Annotated in this window: 13 protein-coding genes and 1 pseudogene; 3 read left to right on the forward strand and 11 right to left on the reverse strand. The window is 37.4% G+C overall.

The features are described from left to right. Window positions 1-43: 43 nt before the first annotated feature. The 7 genes from AAV97_RS02380 to AAV97_RS02410 form a co-directional block, all read right to left on the reverse strand. Window positions 44-994: a LysR substrate-binding domain-containing protein gene (locus AAV97_RS02380; RefSeq protein ID WP_005032325.1), complete on the reverse strand. Its 951-nt coding sequence runs from the start codon at window positions 992-994 to the stop codon at window positions 44-46. Window positions 995-1,132: 138 nt separating this feature from the next. After that, the gene (locus tag AAV97_RS02385; RefSeq protein ID WP_046759700.1) at window positions 1,133-1,960 is read right to left on the reverse strand and encodes an SDR family oxidoreductase; all 828 of its coding nucleotides are present in this window, start codon (window positions 1,958-1,960) and stop codon (window positions 1,133-1,135) included. A 333-nt stretch (window positions 1,961-2,293) separates the two neighbouring features. Further along, window positions 2,294-3,550, reverse strand: a complete 1,257-nt coding sequence (locus tag AAV97_RS02390) for an acyl-CoA dehydrogenase family protein (protein WP_042086872.1) — start codon at window positions 3,548-3,550, stop codon at window positions 2,294-2,296. Between the two features lie 32 nt (window positions 3,551-3,582). Further along, window positions 3,583-4,833, reverse strand: a complete 1,251-nt coding sequence (locus AAV97_RS02395) for an SfnB family sulfur acquisition oxidoreductase (RefSeq protein ID WP_046759701.1) — start codon at window positions 4,831-4,833, stop codon at window positions 3,583-3,585. A 319-nt stretch (window positions 4,834-5,152) separates the two neighbouring features. Further along, entirely contained in the window at window positions 5,153-6,544 is a 1,392-nt protein-coding gene (locus tag AAV97_RS02400; protein ID WP_046759702.1) for an LLM class flavin-dependent oxidoreductase, read from the reverse strand. 209 nt (window positions 6,545-6,753) lie between these two features. Next, window positions 6,754-7,668 (reverse strand): DMT family transporter, encoded by a 915-nt coding sequence (locus AAV97_RS02405; RefSeq protein ID WP_005032330.1) that lies wholly within the window; start codon window positions 7,666-7,668, stop codon window positions 6,754-6,756. A 104-nt stretch (window positions 7,669-7,772) separates the two neighbouring features. Beyond that, window positions 7,773-8,243: a YaiI/YqxD family protein gene (locus tag AAV97_RS02410; protein ID WP_004824594.1), complete on the reverse strand. Its 471-nt coding sequence runs from the start codon at window positions 8,241-8,243 to the stop codon at window positions 7,773-7,775. A 270-nt stretch (window positions 8,244-8,513) separates the two neighbouring features. Between AAV97_RS02410 and AAV97_RS02415 the strand changes: the two genes are divergently transcribed. Beyond that, window positions 8,514-9,443: a hypothetical protein gene (locus tag AAV97_RS02415; RefSeq protein ID WP_010591375.1), complete on the forward strand. Its 930-nt coding sequence runs from the start codon at window positions 8,514-8,516 to the stop codon at window positions 9,441-9,443. 877 nt (window positions 9,444-10,320) lie between these two features. Here AAV97_RS02415 and serC read toward each other — a convergent pair. From serC to AAV97_RS02430, 4 genes and pseudogenes are all read right to left on the reverse strand, one after another. Beyond that, on the reverse strand, window positions 10,321-11,400 hold the full coding sequence (serC, locus tag AAV97_RS02420; protein ID WP_009584520.1) for a 3-phosphoserine/phosphohydroxythreonine transaminase: 1,080 nt from the start codon (window positions 11,398-11,400) through the stop codon (window positions 10,321-10,323). Between the two features lie 145 nt (window positions 11,401-11,545). After that, on the reverse strand, window positions 11,546-12,037 hold the full coding sequence (locus AAV97_RS02425; RefSeq protein ID WP_046759703.1) for a GNAT family N-acetyltransferase: 492 nt from the start codon (window positions 12,035-12,037) through the stop codon (window positions 11,546-11,548). A 218-nt stretch (window positions 12,038-12,255) separates the two neighbouring features. Further along, window positions 12,256-12,342, reverse strand: a pseudogene (locus AAV97_RS21090) (LysE family translocator); the annotation flags it as partial. Window positions 12,343-12,427: 85 nt separating this feature from the next. Continuing rightward, window positions 12,428-12,838, reverse strand: a complete 411-nt coding sequence (locus tag AAV97_RS02430) for an SRPBCC domain-containing protein (RefSeq protein WP_004824604.1) — start codon at window positions 12,836-12,838, stop codon at window positions 12,428-12,430. A 186-nt stretch (window positions 12,839-13,024) separates the two neighbouring features. Here AAV97_RS02430 and AAV97_RS02435 point away from each other — a divergent pair, with 186 nt between their 5' ends. Together AAV97_RS02435 and AAV97_RS02440 are read left to right on the forward strand one after the other, a co-directional pair. Continuing rightward, entirely contained in the window at window positions 13,025-14,530 is a 1,506-nt protein-coding gene (locus AAV97_RS02435; protein WP_046759704.1) for a TolC family protein, read from the forward strand. Window positions 14,531-14,544: 14 nt separating this feature from the next. Beyond that, window positions 14,545-15,777: an HlyD family secretion protein gene (locus AAV97_RS02440; protein WP_046759705.1), complete on the forward strand. Its 1,233-nt coding sequence runs from the start codon at window positions 14,545-14,547 to the stop codon at window positions 15,775-15,777. Window positions 15,778-15,779 lie beyond the last annotated feature (2 nt).

The following is a 15,779-nucleotide window of genomic DNA, read 5'->3' on the forward strand; positions in this document are numbered from 1 at the left end:
TTTTCTGATCAGATTCACTGTTTAGTTAAGACATTATGATTTGCTATATATCTAATTCGTTTTGAGGGCTGAGTAACTGACTAGGTAATGGCATGGAATTAACTTGACTAAAAATTTCATAACACATATGTCTGAGCCACTGATGGCTGGTTTTATGGTGACAGGACATATGCCAATACTGTTTAATCGAATAGGTCGGAAACGAGATAGGTGCAGGAAAAATCTGTAAATTTCCTCGAGACAACAAAACTTCGCTCAAATAATACGGAACGGTTGCAATCGAGTCAGTATCTTGTACCACCAAGCCCACACCGAGATAACTTGGAATGCGCATCAACACATTACGTTTTAAATCCAAATTCAATAGCTCATTGGCAATGTGATAATGCCCTACCCCTGCATCAATATCGATGTGAGATTCACTCAAATACTGTTCAACAGTCATACTTTGTTGATTTAAACGTGGATGATCTTTTGAAGCAATCACCACATAGAACTGTTCAAATAATTTTTGTTGATAGAATCCATTTTCCAATTGCGGTAAAAAGCCAATGGCTAAATCAATTTCTCCATTTGCCATTTGATAGCTGGTTTCAGAAGTAATGGCACGAACATTTAATTTAACATGAGGTGCATGTTGTTTGAGGTATTGAGAAATCTTTGGAAGCAAAACCAAATGCGAAACATCCGTCATAGCAACAGTAAACTGTTGATGCGATGCTGTTTCGTCAAAGTTCACACTAAAGTTATTGATAATTTCAACTTTGCTCAGAGCCTCGCTCACCAGAGGATAAAGCTGTTTCGACAATTCAGTAGGCACCATTTCATTACCAATCCGTAAAAATAACGGATCGTTATAGTGAGCACGAATTTTGTTCAGAATATTGCTTACTGTAGGTTGGCTCATTGCTAAATGGTCTGCAGCAACAGACACACTTTTAAATTTGTAGATATAGTAAAAAATACTGAGCAACTTACAATCTAACTCAAACACGAAATTACAACTCTCACATTTTTTGTATTCGGTGCTATATCTTCTGCTTTTTTATAAAAATTTCCAATGTTTTAATGTACCGATTTTAAACAATCAGACCAGTGATGAAAAATCGGTACATTTGACTTGTATTCATTTCTATTCTTTTACAAATAAATCAACCATTAATTCATCGTCTGAATCAGCATAGCGATATTCAGAAAAATCTGAGATGCCTGATTCTCGAAGAATATCTTCATCAATCAACAATCGCCCAGTCAATGCACGTTGTTGGCTATTCAATATATGATAAACAGCATCCGCCATGATATTTGGTTTACGTGCCTTACTGAACAACGCCTTACCGCCTAAAGAAAACTCAATTGCAGCAGTTGCAATAATCGTTCTTGGCCAAAGTGAATTTACACTGATTCCATAGCTAGCAAACTCTTGATTCATCCCCAAAGTCAACATACTCATACCATATTTAGTAATGGTATATGGTGCATAACTAGCAAACCATTTCTCATCTAAATTCAAAGGCGGAGAAAGATTGAGGATATGCGGATTATCGCTATTTTTTAAATAAGGTAATGCTGCTTGGCTACATACCATCACCGCACGTGTATTGATTTGATACATCAAATCAAAACGATTTGGGTCAAGTAGTTCAACACCAGATAATTTAATTGCACCCGCATTATTGATTAAAATATCAATCCCACCAAATTGCGCGACGGCTTGCTGCATGGCTGCTGCCACAGCAATTTGATCTCTCACATCCAATTGAATTGCCAACGCCTTCCCACCTGCTGCTTCGACCTCTTTCGCAACAGTAAAAATCGAACCGCCCAATTTTGGATGTTCTTCTGCAGATTTTGCAGCAATCACGATATTCGCGCCATCTTGAGCAGCTTTTAGTGCGATTTCACGCCCTATTCCACGACTTGCACCCGTGATAAAAAGTGTTTTTCCTTGAAGTGACATAACATCCTCTTTGTATTTGTTTTTGACGGTTAGATCTGTTGACACTTCATAGATGCTGGCGAGATTCGACATTTTTAACCGCACAAGGCAGGCTTTGCAAAACTTAACCAGTCTAAGTTAACAAGACCAACATCTTCGCAACAAAAAAGCTCCTATCCCAAAGGGTTAGGATAGAAATGTCAACAGGCTCTAATCTACTAAATTTTATTTTATTCTTATAGCATTAAAACTTCCAATTTATGTACTCACCAGTACATTAATTATTTTAATTTTATCTCGCCTCAAAAACAAAAGCTTGCATCTGCAAGCTTTTGATATATTCCCATGAAAAATTTAAGCTGCCCCAATCTTTGGACTCGCGCCAATCTGCCATACAAAAGGTAAAGGCTCATGATTCACCTCCCAATCTCCAATCACTTTTTCCTTATAAACTAAAGGATTATGTGAAGACACGACTCGCGCATTTCGCCAAAAGCGATCAAGCTGCTTAGATGTTGTACTGGCTGATGCACCCAATGCATTAAACAATTGACTGGTTAGCTCCAACACCAACGCAGAGATCACCACTTGACCTTGTGCCGACTCAAGTTCAGCATCATTATTCGCCTGAATATTTTTGATCTCAGACTCTCCAAAATGGCTAAGATACGCTTTTTGTAAAGCTTCTGCTGTTCGTAAGGTAATGGTTTCACTGGCATATGCTTGTGCAGATGCTTTACCGATCACTTGTAAAATTTGCGGATCATTACGAACCAGATCTGCATTGCCATGACTAAAGATACGATCACGCTTTTGTACTTCATGAATAAATGTTGCAACAGCTGATTGAGCAATACCCGACAAGGTCGCCAAATGAATGACTTGATAAAATGCTGTTTGGTATTTAAAGCGTTGTTCAAAAGGCAATATATGATCACGCTCAATTGCAACATCAGTTAAGCTTAACGTACCACTTCCCGTCGTCTTTTGTCCAAAACCATCCCAATCGTCCAATACCTGTACACCTGAAGCATGGCGAGAAATAGCAGCAATCACATGTTGGTCTGTTGTTTCATCATAGGCGAATAAGTCTACCCAATCGGCAAAAATAGTGCCTGTTGAATAATATTTTTTCCCATTGACCAACAGTTGATTATTTTTTTGTTTTACCCTAGTGATTACATCCCCAATTTTGACTTGACCAATTTCAGTCCAAGCATTCCCCACCAGATCACCTTGAACAAAACGTTTAAACCACAGCGCTTGATCAGCAACTTTATGCGCGTTTAAACGATCTTCGACAAAGGCAAAATGCCCCCGTAATGCCTGCACGATATTAGAATCTGCTTTGGCAAGTTCGATAAGTAACTGAAACAGCTGGGGTAAGGAGACACCATCGCCACCAAACTTCACAGGGACACGAAGTGCCCCAAAACCCGCTTGTTTTAACCAGTTGATTTGTTCATATGGCAATGAACGTTGCTGTTCACGCGCGAGAGTTCCTTCGGCGATTTTTTCGAAAATTGGACGATACTTTGCTGCAACTTTTTCATAATTGGCTGTGATTGATAAATCATCATTAATATTGGTTTGAATATTTTGTTCACTCATGCTGGCTCTCCATTATCCTATTCTTATCACTCTTAGCTCCACGCATGGCGTGGCAAGTGAATGTTATTTAAATAATAATTACCAACCAAATTAAACTTCCAACGCACTGGGTCGTGTAGAGTATGGGTACGTGCGTTGCGCCAATGACGATCTAAATTCAACTCAGATAAAGTTGAACGAGTACCCGATAACTCAAACAATTTATTGGATGCCAAAATTGCAATTTCAGTAGTTAGCACTTTAGCCTCAGCGACCAACAATGTCGCTTCATTGGCGTGCTCTTCTGAAGGTTGAGCAATTGCTAAATCAATTGCATCACCTGCCAAGTCTAAAACGGCTTCAGCTGCTCTTAATTTAATTTTTAATTCACCAATATTGGCGATGGTATAAGGATCATCGGATGCTTTTTCCAAACCAGAATCTACCCAAGGACGGGAATGCAATTTGACATATTGAATGGTTTCTTCAATCGCGCCACGTGCAATTCCTGCATCGACGGCAGCTTGAATAAACTGAGAAATTGCTCCAGCCACTGTTGGTTTTTCAAATGCTTTATAGATCGGCACAATATATTGGGCATCCACTTGTACTTGTTTCAATACCACTGTGCCACTTGCTGTGGTACGTTGTCCAAACCCGGACCAATCATTAATCACCTCTAGTCCAGCTGTGGTTCGAGGTGTTAAAGCTACGACCGGCAAACCTTCTTCATTGACCGCAACTACAGGGACCCAATGCGCCAATAATGCGCCCGTGGCAAAAAATTTTTGCCCGTTGATTTCATAGCCTTGTGCTGTTTTATGAATGGTGGTTTCTAAATCAGCCACTGTTTTGCTGCCTTTTTCTGAAAAGGCATTTCCTAAACGACGCCCTTTTAATATCTCTCCAAAGAAAAACTTTTGCTGTTCTGGACTTGCATCCAAGCGTAAATGTTCAATGAATGCCCAATGGTTTTGTGCAATTTGCCCCAAGGATGGATCAACACTTGAAATCGTTTTGACCACTTCTGCTAAAGTCCGATATTTGACTTCAGCGCCACCAAAAGCTTTAGGAATATTGATTCCCCACAAACCACTTTGTGAATACTGTTGTATTTCAGCAAGAGGGAGACGGCGCTCATAATCACGTTGTGAAGCTTCTTTGGCAAACTCTTTCGCCAAAGCTTGAGCCACTTGAACAGCTTCTGCATCCGATTGAATCACATGCGCATCTTGTCTGAGCTTAAAAAAATGTAAAGGTACCGCCGTCTGCGAAGAAAATTTTTCTTGGTTTAAATCAGTCATTGTTGTCACTCTCTTAAAATAAGCATGACATTAAACTAGCATTATTCTTTTCAGTCATTTATATCAATAAATGCATTCAATATTCAAAATAAAATCATAAATTTATCATTAAAATTCATAATCAATAAAATCAAAAAATAATACCCACATAAAGTGGGCATAATATTGAATTTATCGTGTTTTATTTTTAAGCGATGCATAATGCTTATTATTTTACTAAGTATTCAGCTTTAAATAAAACATTGAATACTTGCTTAAACTAGCACATTTATATATTGAATGAACAAATTTAAAAAACCTTTAAACCTGATGAAAACACTTAACTGGCTTGTGCAAATTTGTCTTTAGTTACTTTTCTGAATTGCGCACCACGATGGTTTTCGACCAGATATGCGCCCTGCCCAAATAACTTCTCTCTTAGCGTTCCAGTCCGATATTCAGTTTGATAGACCCCACGTCGTTGTAATTCTGGGACAATATACTCCACCACATCGATAAAAGTTTGATGTGCCAAAATATAAGCCAGATTGAAACCATCTACGTCAGTTTCTTCAATCCAGTGTTGCAATTCATCAGCAACCGTTTGAGCTGAACCGACAATTACAGGGCCATTTCCACCAACACTATTCCATTGTGCAATTTCTTCTATCGTCCATACACGATTAGGATCTGCATTAACATAAGCATCTAACATTGATTGAATAGCATTGGTTTCAATATATTCCACTTTATCTTTTGCTTGATATTGTGAGAAATCTACTCCAGACCAGCCTGAAACTAATGTTAGCGCCCCATCATAACTTCCATAACTTTGATATTCCTTAAATTTATCCTGTGCTTTTTGATCGGTTTCATCAGTCACAATAGACAATAATGTATAAATTTTAACAGCATAAGGATCTCGCCCTTCCTCACGCAATTTCTGACGAATGCTCTGAACAATTTTCTTTGCAGCAATTTTTGAAGGTGGTGCAATAAAAATACATTCCGCATTTTGACTGGCAAATTTTTGTCCACGAGATGAAGCCCCTGCTTGGTACAATACAGGCGTACGCTGTGGTGATGGTTCACAAATATGAATACCAGGTACTTTAAAATATTTACCTTCATGCAAAATCGGATGAACTTTGGTATGGTCTGCAAATTGACCAGCTTGTTTATCTCTTAAAACTGCTCCTTCTTCCCATGAGCCTTCCCAAAGCTTATACAGTACTTCTAAATATTCATCTGCAACGTCATAACGGTCATCGTGATTGAGTTGTGTGCTTAACCCCAGATTTTTAGAGCCACTTTCTAGATAAGAAGTGACAATATTCCAACCTACTCTCCCCTTAGTCAAATGATCCAAAGTACTGATTCTTCGCGCAAAGGGATAAGGGTGCTCAAATGAAATAGAGGTGGTGACGCCAAAACCTAAATGCTGTGTCACTGCTGCCATTGCTGGGACAATTTGTAACGGATCATTTACAGGAACCTGTACTGCTCCTGTTAAAGCATGCTCAGCACTTTGATGATATACATCATAAATTCCCAGCACATCTGCGATGAAAATCCCATCAAATAAGCCTTTTTCTAAAATCTTGGCGAGATCAGTCCAATATTCAATATCTTTGTATTCTGTAGAACGGTCTGATGGATGACGCCATACCCCCGGAGATTGATGTGCAATACAATTCATTTCAAAAGCATTGAAGCTAATTTGCTTAGTCATTTCTATTCAACATCGGTATTCATATTATTTTTATCCTATGCCATTTATGTCTATTCTTTTATCTTAATATCTTCGATGATTATCATGAAATTTTTTATATTATTTTATGGCTTATTTATATTGTTTTCTCACATCTTTCCATATTGCTGTGTTTAAAACAAAAATAAATAACTTTGAAAGTAATACTGCAATTTACTGAGTATAAATAATCAAGATGAAGTTTTGATTTTTTCAGCAAGTCTTCGACTGGCTTTAAAATCTTTATAGAAATATAAAAATAAACCACAAATTAATACGGCTGCACCAACAAATACCGTTATTGTCAGTTTTTCATTATTCAACATTGCCCCCAAAAACATGGCGATCATTGGTGTCATGACCGTTGTTAAGGATAAAGTCGTTGCTTTAATATTTTGAACCAATTTGAAGTAACAGAACATCGCCAACAATGATGCCATCAACACCGTATAAATCAGGGCAAATAAAGATTTAGTTTCTGGGATATGTGTTGGGGCATGTTGCCAGATAAAAGGAATAAGACAGCTTGCTGCTAAGGTTGAAACAAGAATTGAACCTGTTGCTTGTGCCATGGGTAGCACATCGGCATTGACCTTTTTGACCCAAAAAATTGACAAAGCATAAGTAAATACACTCATCAACATCAACCCGATACCGATAGGATGTACATGTTGACTTGCACTACCACTCATACAAATGATTGCCAAACCGCATACCGCGACCAGCATGCCTAACCATTGAATTCCAAGCAAGCGTTGACCAAAACCAAAACGACCAATCAATCCCGCCATAATCGGTGCTAAACCAAACATTAACGCAATAATTCCTGAACTCAAATAACTGGTTGCTGCATAAGTAAAAATCTGCGAACCAATCAAACTGAATGATCCTGCAAGGTAACTATGCAAAGCAATTTTATTGAGCGGTAGTTTGACTTTGAGGATTAAAAGTAAAAGTAATGCAATCGGCAATGCGATAAAAAAACGCAATACCAACGCCCACATCATATGCAAATCAGCCACACTCCAAACAATCGCCAAAGGCGTGCTTGCCCAAATGAAGACCAATAAAATATAGGTCGTCACTAGGTTAGATTTGGAAGGCATAATTTGTCCTGTAAGTCATCAGTTCAATTCAATGGATTGTCGAGTTAGAGATGATAAGATCAAACAATTATAAAAATTCAAAATAAAAAGCGAATGAAAATGGCTTAAATCGAAGTTTTCCGTTTCTGCTTTTGAATTGTTTGATCTAGGCTGCTCGAAAATTCACGTTTATCACGTTCAGAAATTGGCGGCGGTCCACCTGTTTGTACACCTGCTCCACGCAAAGTATCCATGAAATCACGTAAATGCAGTCGAGCTTTTACATTGGCTGAGGTATACACCTCTCCACGTGGGTGGATTGCAACACCCCCTTTCTCAATAACTTGAGCAGCCAAAGGAATATCTTGAGTAATCACAATATCATGCTCACCCATACGCTCAACAATCTCTTGATCGGCTTGATCAGCACCAGACATCGCCTGAATTGAATTAATTCGAACCGAAGGCGTGATTCCAACAGGTTGATTGGCAACAAAAGTGACTTCGAGTTGGTAACGATCAGAAGCGCGTAAAATCACTTCACGAAGAATTTTAGGAAGTGCATCTGCATCGACCCAAAGTTTAAATGGCAGCACAAAATATCTCTAATCAAGATTTTCAAGCATTTTAGCAAAATGCTTATGATGTGTCCTATGCTTATTATTTTATTTGTTCGTGCTACCTCAATATCATATTAATCTTCACAAGAAGATTCTTATATTGTTCATTTAAAATACAACCCGAGCCATTCTTGTCGAAAATTCGCTTTAATCTTCTGGTTTTTCTTATGATTTTACATTTCGTGACTTGAAATTTATACATCATCCTCGATTTAATAGAATAAGAGAGGCATTTAATACGTGAAAATGAACAATCAAAACAGACCTGAAACAATTATCATCGAAGATCAAAATTTTGGTAGCCATGTCGAACATTGGAATCTTTTAACTGAGAATCCAACAACAGAAGTGCCCAAATGGTTAGGTCTTGCTTTAGATGCGCCTGTTATGCCGATGGGTCTATGTTCACAAGAGTGCGATATGGATGTATCAACTTGGCTGATTCAAGGTCCAAATGGCTCTGCTGTGCAATTATGCCAAGTCATCGATGTTGAAAATAATAAGCCTAAAGCCGTCAAAACCGCATTTCCTAGTTTTGAAAGCCCATATCAATTAAATGCTTCTATTGATCGTATTATCACCTGTAAAACCAATACTCAAGCAGTACTGAGTTTAAAAGTTGGAACTAACAGTGTGGTCTACGCCTTTGATAGTTTATACAGTGTCAACAGTCATCAATACCTACAAGATCAGCAATATAGAGTTCAATTAAATGCATGGGCATATGAACTAGAGAAAGTTTCTGATCATGAACAAATCATTGTTGATGATCCTGCTTCAATCAAACATCATCGTGCATTGAATGATATTCTTTCACAAAACAATGGTGTTGCTCCAGAAAACTTGCAAGAGCAAATCGATGCATGGGAACCCAAATCTGAGGACGATAAAGCTCCTGTAACCGTTGATTTTTCAAAAATGGTAGCATATCTGTACGGTGAAACACTCGGACAAGAAGATGAAGCATGGTTCCAAGGCAAAGTCGTTGGAAAGACCCAAATGCAGTTTATGCAACAAGATTACACACTTTACGATGTGACCTTGATTCTTGAAGAAAATCAACCTGCGATTCTTGTTCGAATCGCAACCAAAGACCCTGCTTATAAAAATTTCGAAATTGGTCAATACATTCGTGGCAATATTTGGATTCAAGCCAATATTTATTCTGCTGCATAAACTTGTATAGCATTAAAAAAAGCATGATGAAGGTCCATCATGCTTTTTTATTACACGTTTTGTAACATTTTTGATATATTGAATTTTTGCTGTTCAATTTTTCTTGTTTTGAATTCAAAATAACGATTTATCCACAATTTAAATTCAAAATGAATTAATCTCCCCCAATTTGTTTGTTAATAAATTAAGCAATATAAGGAATTATTTTAATAATCAAGTGATCCCTATGTTTCTCAAAGTAGAGATTTATGAATTTATAAATAAATTTAAAAACAAACATTTAGACCTAAAAATTAATTTATTAAATATCATTGATTTGTGTATAGGCTAAGCTCGTTTAGCATGCATTTCTACGTATTTTTTCCGATAAAATTTTGAAACAGCCAAAGTTATCCACAAACCATCCACAAAAGTCATATTTTAAATTCATACTGTTTATATTTTTTTAGAGATAATAATTTCTCAAAAATTATAATAATTAGATTTAGCGCTTTATTTAACCAGCCAATTATGTTAAAAATACGACGAACCAGTAGGATTTAACAATAATTTAAAATCTAGGCTCAGTAATGAAAATTATACCTGAACAATCGACTAGTCTAATCAATCAAGTTAGTGGTTTTCACTTACGTTTGGATAAAGGAGCATGTTGCTTTTTTGTTCTGGGTATGTTTTTAGCTGCAATATTGATCCATATATTAGGCATCTTTCCAATGACTTAATGCGCAACATGATCTATTTACATAAAAAATCCCTCTTGATGATGATCAGAGGGATTTTTATTCGCTTTAATCTTCGCCCTTCCTTTCTCTAATCTTGAAGTTAAAGAAAGAATGCCATCTCTAAAAGATGGCATGTTTTTATTCAGAACAGCCTATTAGCCATTACGTTGAGCGAAATCATCCATAAAGTTGACTAATGCCTGTACACCTTCTAAAGGTACAGCATTATAAATACTTGCACGCATTCCACCTACTGAACGGTGACCTGCAAGATTTAATAAATGATTTTCTTCCGCCTCTTTCAGGAACAATTTATCAAGTGCAGCATCAGCCAAGGTAAAAGGTACATTCATGATCGAACGGTTCTGAACTGCGATTGGATTGTTATAAAAATCGCTTGAATCAATATAACCATAAAGCAATTTAGATTTTTCAAGGTTGGTTTTATGCATTGCATCTACACCACCCTGTTCAAGCAACCACTCAAACACAAGACCAGACAAATACCATGCATAGGTCGCAGGTGTATTGACCATAGAATCATTTTTAGCTTGTGCACCGTATTTCAGTAAACTTGGAATTTCAGGTTTTGCTTGATCCAACAAGTCATCACGAACAATCACCAAAGTTAAACCAGCAGGACCAATATTTTTTTGCGCACCGGCATAAATCAGACCAAACTTTGAAACATCCAGTGGTGCAGATAAAATACTTGATGATAGATCTGAAACTAAAGGTTTATTGGTTTCAGGAATATTGGTAAATTGAATCCCACCAATCGTTTCATTGTCGGCATAATGAACATAAGCAGCATCATCAGACAAATCCCATGTACTTTGCTCAGAGATGGCTAATTTCCCCTCAATTGTTGTACCCGCCTCAACAATATGAATATCACCATAACGTTGCGCTTCTTGAGTAGCCTTTTCAGACCAAATCCCAGTATGGATATAATCTGCTTTTGAGTTTTTGCCCAATAAATTAAGTGGAATTGCGGAGAACTGAAGTGATGCGCCACCTTGCAAGAACAATACTTTGTAGTTCTCAGGAATGTTCATCAATTTACGTAAGTCTGCTTCTGCTTTTTCAGCGACAGCCACATAGTCTTTACTACGGTGGCTCATTTCCATGATGGATAAGCCTTTACCATGCCAATCCAATAACTCAGCTTGAGCTTTTTCTAAAACGGCAGTAGGTAATGCAGCAGGACCAGCACAGAAATTGTACGCGCGCATGATTTTTCCCTTTTATAAAGTGAAACGAATGAAATAGGCGCATTTAACCACAAATCGCCTTTTCTTGCAGTAGCTTTATCAGTCAATATTTCAATGTAATTGCATATTTAGAGCTAAGTTTTCAATAACAAAATTTGAATATTGTTTAAATTTTAGGGATCAAGTAGGTTACTGATTTATATTTTGGTTGTTGCGAACAATAGATGGGCGTTCCATTTAAAGATTCAGCGATACGACAGCTTGCATAGTTTTCAATTGCAACAGGATAAATAAAAGCTTCAAAATTAAAATGTCTTGAAGCCCAATCGGCAATTGCTGTCACGGCTTCTTTTCCATAAGCAAAGCCATGGCGATCTTCTCTAATCCAGATACCTAACTCAGGTCTAGACTGCTTTGCTTGATGAAAGCCAACCAAACCCAAAAATTCATCATTCAATTGATCTCGAATGACAAAAACCCAATCTGACTCATCTTGAATGGTGATTAACCATGTTCGCCAAATATTTTCGAAAGCATTTTGATCTTGAGGTGGGTCCCAGGACATATACTTTGTCAATGTCGGCGTAATGCAGGCATAACACTCATCAGCGTCAGCAGAAGTAAACGGTTTTAAACATAATCTTGTTGAACTGATCATATATTTGGGTTCTGTAGAGATATTGTTGGTTTGCAATCAAGTAGATGGATATAGCCATAAACCGTCTTGGCTTGTAGTAGACTTATTGATCAAAATTGCCGTGTATTTTAAGTTTATAATCTATAATTCAATCAATTACTACTAGAGTCTGTTGATAATTCGTCTATGTTTGCGACTACACGTGTTTTTTAACTGATACTAGACACGAAATAAGAAATTTTGCCGGTTAATCCTGAATTTAACCCAATAAAATTGACTGGACCAGGGCTATACATCACACTCAAGGTATACAATAAGATTTCCAAAATAGTACCCAACTTCGATCTAAAATATTTTCAGATCATTAAGTTAAGTACTTTAAAATATTTTGTATTATACGTTTGTACAGCGCTAATTTTCGTTTTCCACATAGCGCGCAAAATTATCTAAAATGGCTTGCCAGCCTGCACGCTGTTGTTCAACAGGGTATACAGTTTCAGGATCAAAGCTTATGCGAACCAATATAGCTTGGTCCTGTTGAGTAAAGGTAATTTCAGCTTGGCGCTCTCCAAATGAGTATGCAATTTTTTCATTTGGAATAATCTCTGTATAAGTGCCAGCAAAATCAAAACCCATACTGCCATCTTTAGCTTCCATACGATTTGAAAACTCACCACCGATGCGTAAATCATTTTTCGAATTTACCGTATGCCAATCAGGTGAAGCTGTATTCCACTGCTCTATATCCTGAGGGTTATTATAAATACGCCATACCACGTCTATAGGTGCCTTAACTAAAGATTCCACAGTAATTTTTGACATTTTCTTCTCCATAATTGTTTTACGATTCGATTGTTATTTAAATATCGCCTTAGCGATTATAATTTAATCAATCCTATGTACTGTATAAAACTACAAAACTACACATATTCTTAGGGCTATTTAGATTATTTACTCCAGCCTTTTCCATGTAAAATAGTTTTTAAATTTAGTCAGATGCAAAAGATTATGCTGATCAAATCACAACACCTTAAAAATAGAAAAGCATTATCCAAAACACTTCAACTTTCAACTTTCGGATATGTTTTTTACAGCCTGATCTTGGGGCAAATGAGTTTTGCTGAAAATTTAAGCTACAGCCAAGCAGAACAATATTTACTTGAAAACTCTTATACAACTCAAGCCAGTGACGCTTTAAATCGAGCATCAAAACTTCAAGCTGAGGCTGTAAAAAATATTGGTTTACCACGTGTAGACTTGAATGTCCGTGCTTATAAATTTCATACTGAAACAGACCTTCCATTAAACGGTGTGAAAAATAATCTCGAACAAACCTTATCGCAAGGTGTCAATGAACGTGTTGATCAATGGCAATCAGAACAAAACATTCCTTCCACGATCACGGATCCTTTAAAACAGGGATTAACACAAGGCATTCATAATGGTATTGGTTTAATTCCAGATACTGCAAACGTTGTGTTAGAAGATGAAGTTGTTCGTCCAACAGTTTCAGTAATGATGCCAATTTATACTGGTGGTATTACATCCAGCACCAAACAAATTGCAAATTTAAAAGCTGAACGTAGCCAGTTGGATGCCAAACAGCAACAAGATACGCAACGTTTTGAAGTGATACAGGCTTATTTTAATGTGCAATTACAACAACAACTTGTAGATGCCAGCCGTTTCAACCTTAAAGCAATGCAACAACACTATGACAATGCCCTCAAACTGGAGAAACAGGGTTTTGTCAGCAAAGGACAGCGTATGCAATTTGAAGTTGCACGAAATAATGCCTTGCGAACTGAACAAAATGCCACTGCGAATTTACAATCCAGTCAGTTTCAACTAAAAAATTTACTCAATAAATCCAGTATAGACCAACTAACAACCCCACTTTTTGTCAATCGTCAACAAAGCCAATCCCTAAATCAATTGCTTGATTCTTATCCTGAAACATCAAGTCTAGTTCGAAAGATGCAGATGGATACACAGTTAGCCAATCAAAATGTCAAAATTCAGAGTGCAACCAAGAAACCTAAATTATTTGCTTTTGGGGAATATAGTTTAGATCACAATCAAAACTGGATTGTAGGAGTTGCTGCCCGTTACAACTTATTCTCAGGCATTGATAAAAATAAAAATGTACAAGCTGCTGAATTGCAGCGATATGCGACTGAATTAATGACTGCACGTACCCAACAAGAGATTGAGAATATTATTTACAAATCTTATAGTGAGTTAAGTACAGCCCAACAATCCAATCAACTTTTACAACAAAATGAACAAGCTGCTCTCGAAAATCTCCGTATTCAGCAATTGTCATTTAAAGAAGATATGGGGACAGCGAGCCAAGTGATTGATGCACAGAATCAATTGAGTGTATTAAAAACTGAAAAAGCACTCAATGCTTATAAATATGTAATGGCTTTGGCGACCCTACTGCAAAGTCATGGCTCAATTTCTCAGTTCAAAGACTATGTTAATCAAACCAACACCGATTTTATTCGTTGAAGATGGAGCTAAAAATGTCACAAGAAAATAACCATCAGAATACGCATAATAATTCAACATCAGACGCTAAGTTAAATGCTGAAAGTTCGCATGACAACATCGCCAATACGCAAGCGTCAGATCAAGTTCAGGAACATCAGAACAACTCAAGGTCACAGGATGATCGTGTAATCAATGAGGCTGAAAACTCCACATTATCTCAGTCAACGGATGAACAATCACACGCGATTCAACATTCAACAGTCAAGGAAAATGCCTTTAAAAAAAGAACTGTAATTGCAATTGGTTTGATTATTCTCATCATTCTTATCGGATTGATTGCATTTGGATTATGGAAAAGTTACCAACCTAAAACTGTAGATGTTCAAGGTCGTGTAGAAGCAGAAACACTGCATGTCAGTACCAAAGTGCCCAGTCGAATTGAGGGTATCTTTGTCAGTGATGGACAAAAAGTGAATAAGGGTCAACTTCTAGTTACTCTAAGCAGTCCAGAAATTGAAGCAAAGAAACAGCAGGCTCTTGCCACCCTACAATCAGCTTTGGCATTGCAATCCACAACTAATCGTGGCTCGCAACAAGAAAATATTGATACCCTCTATGCCAATTGGCAAAGTGTAAAGGCACAAGAAAATCTTGCTAAAGCAACCTACCAACGTGGTTCCACTCTTTTTGCTCAGGGCGTAATTTCACGCCAACGCCGTGATGAAATGTTTGCTGCTGCCCAATCCGCCACGCAAATGAGTGAAGCTGCCTATCAACAATATGCGCGTGCCAAACGTGGCAGCACTGCTGAACAAAAATCAGGTGCTGATGCGCAAGTTGAAATTGCCAAAGCTGCTGTTGCCGAGGCAAATGCGCTAGAAGCAGAAACCAAACTCTATTCGCCTGTGAATGGTACTGTATCCAAAACCTATGGCAAACCATCTGAATTGGTTGCGATTGGTGTCCCTGTGGTGAGTATTATCCAAGATGAAGAAAAATGGGTCAGCTTAAATGTTAGAGAAGATCAATATGCACAGGTTTATCAAGCAAAATCACTCGATGGATTTATACCTGCATTAAACAAAACTGTTTCATTTCACATTAAAAACATTGATGCAGAAGGTGAATTTGCAACCATTAAAACCACGCGTCAAACAGGCGGTTATGATATTCGTAGCTTTAAAATTAAATTGACGCCTGCTGAAGCATTGCCTGATTTGAAAGTCGGTATGAGTGTGATTTTTAAACTTCAAGAGCATCAATAAAC

Origin of the sequence: Acinetobacter sp. Ag2, from assembly GCF_001005515.1 — a bacterium.
In the GTDB taxonomy this organism is placed as follows: Bacteria; Pseudomonadota; Gammaproteobacteria; order Pseudomonadales; family Moraxellaceae; genus Acinetobacter; species Acinetobacter bereziniae.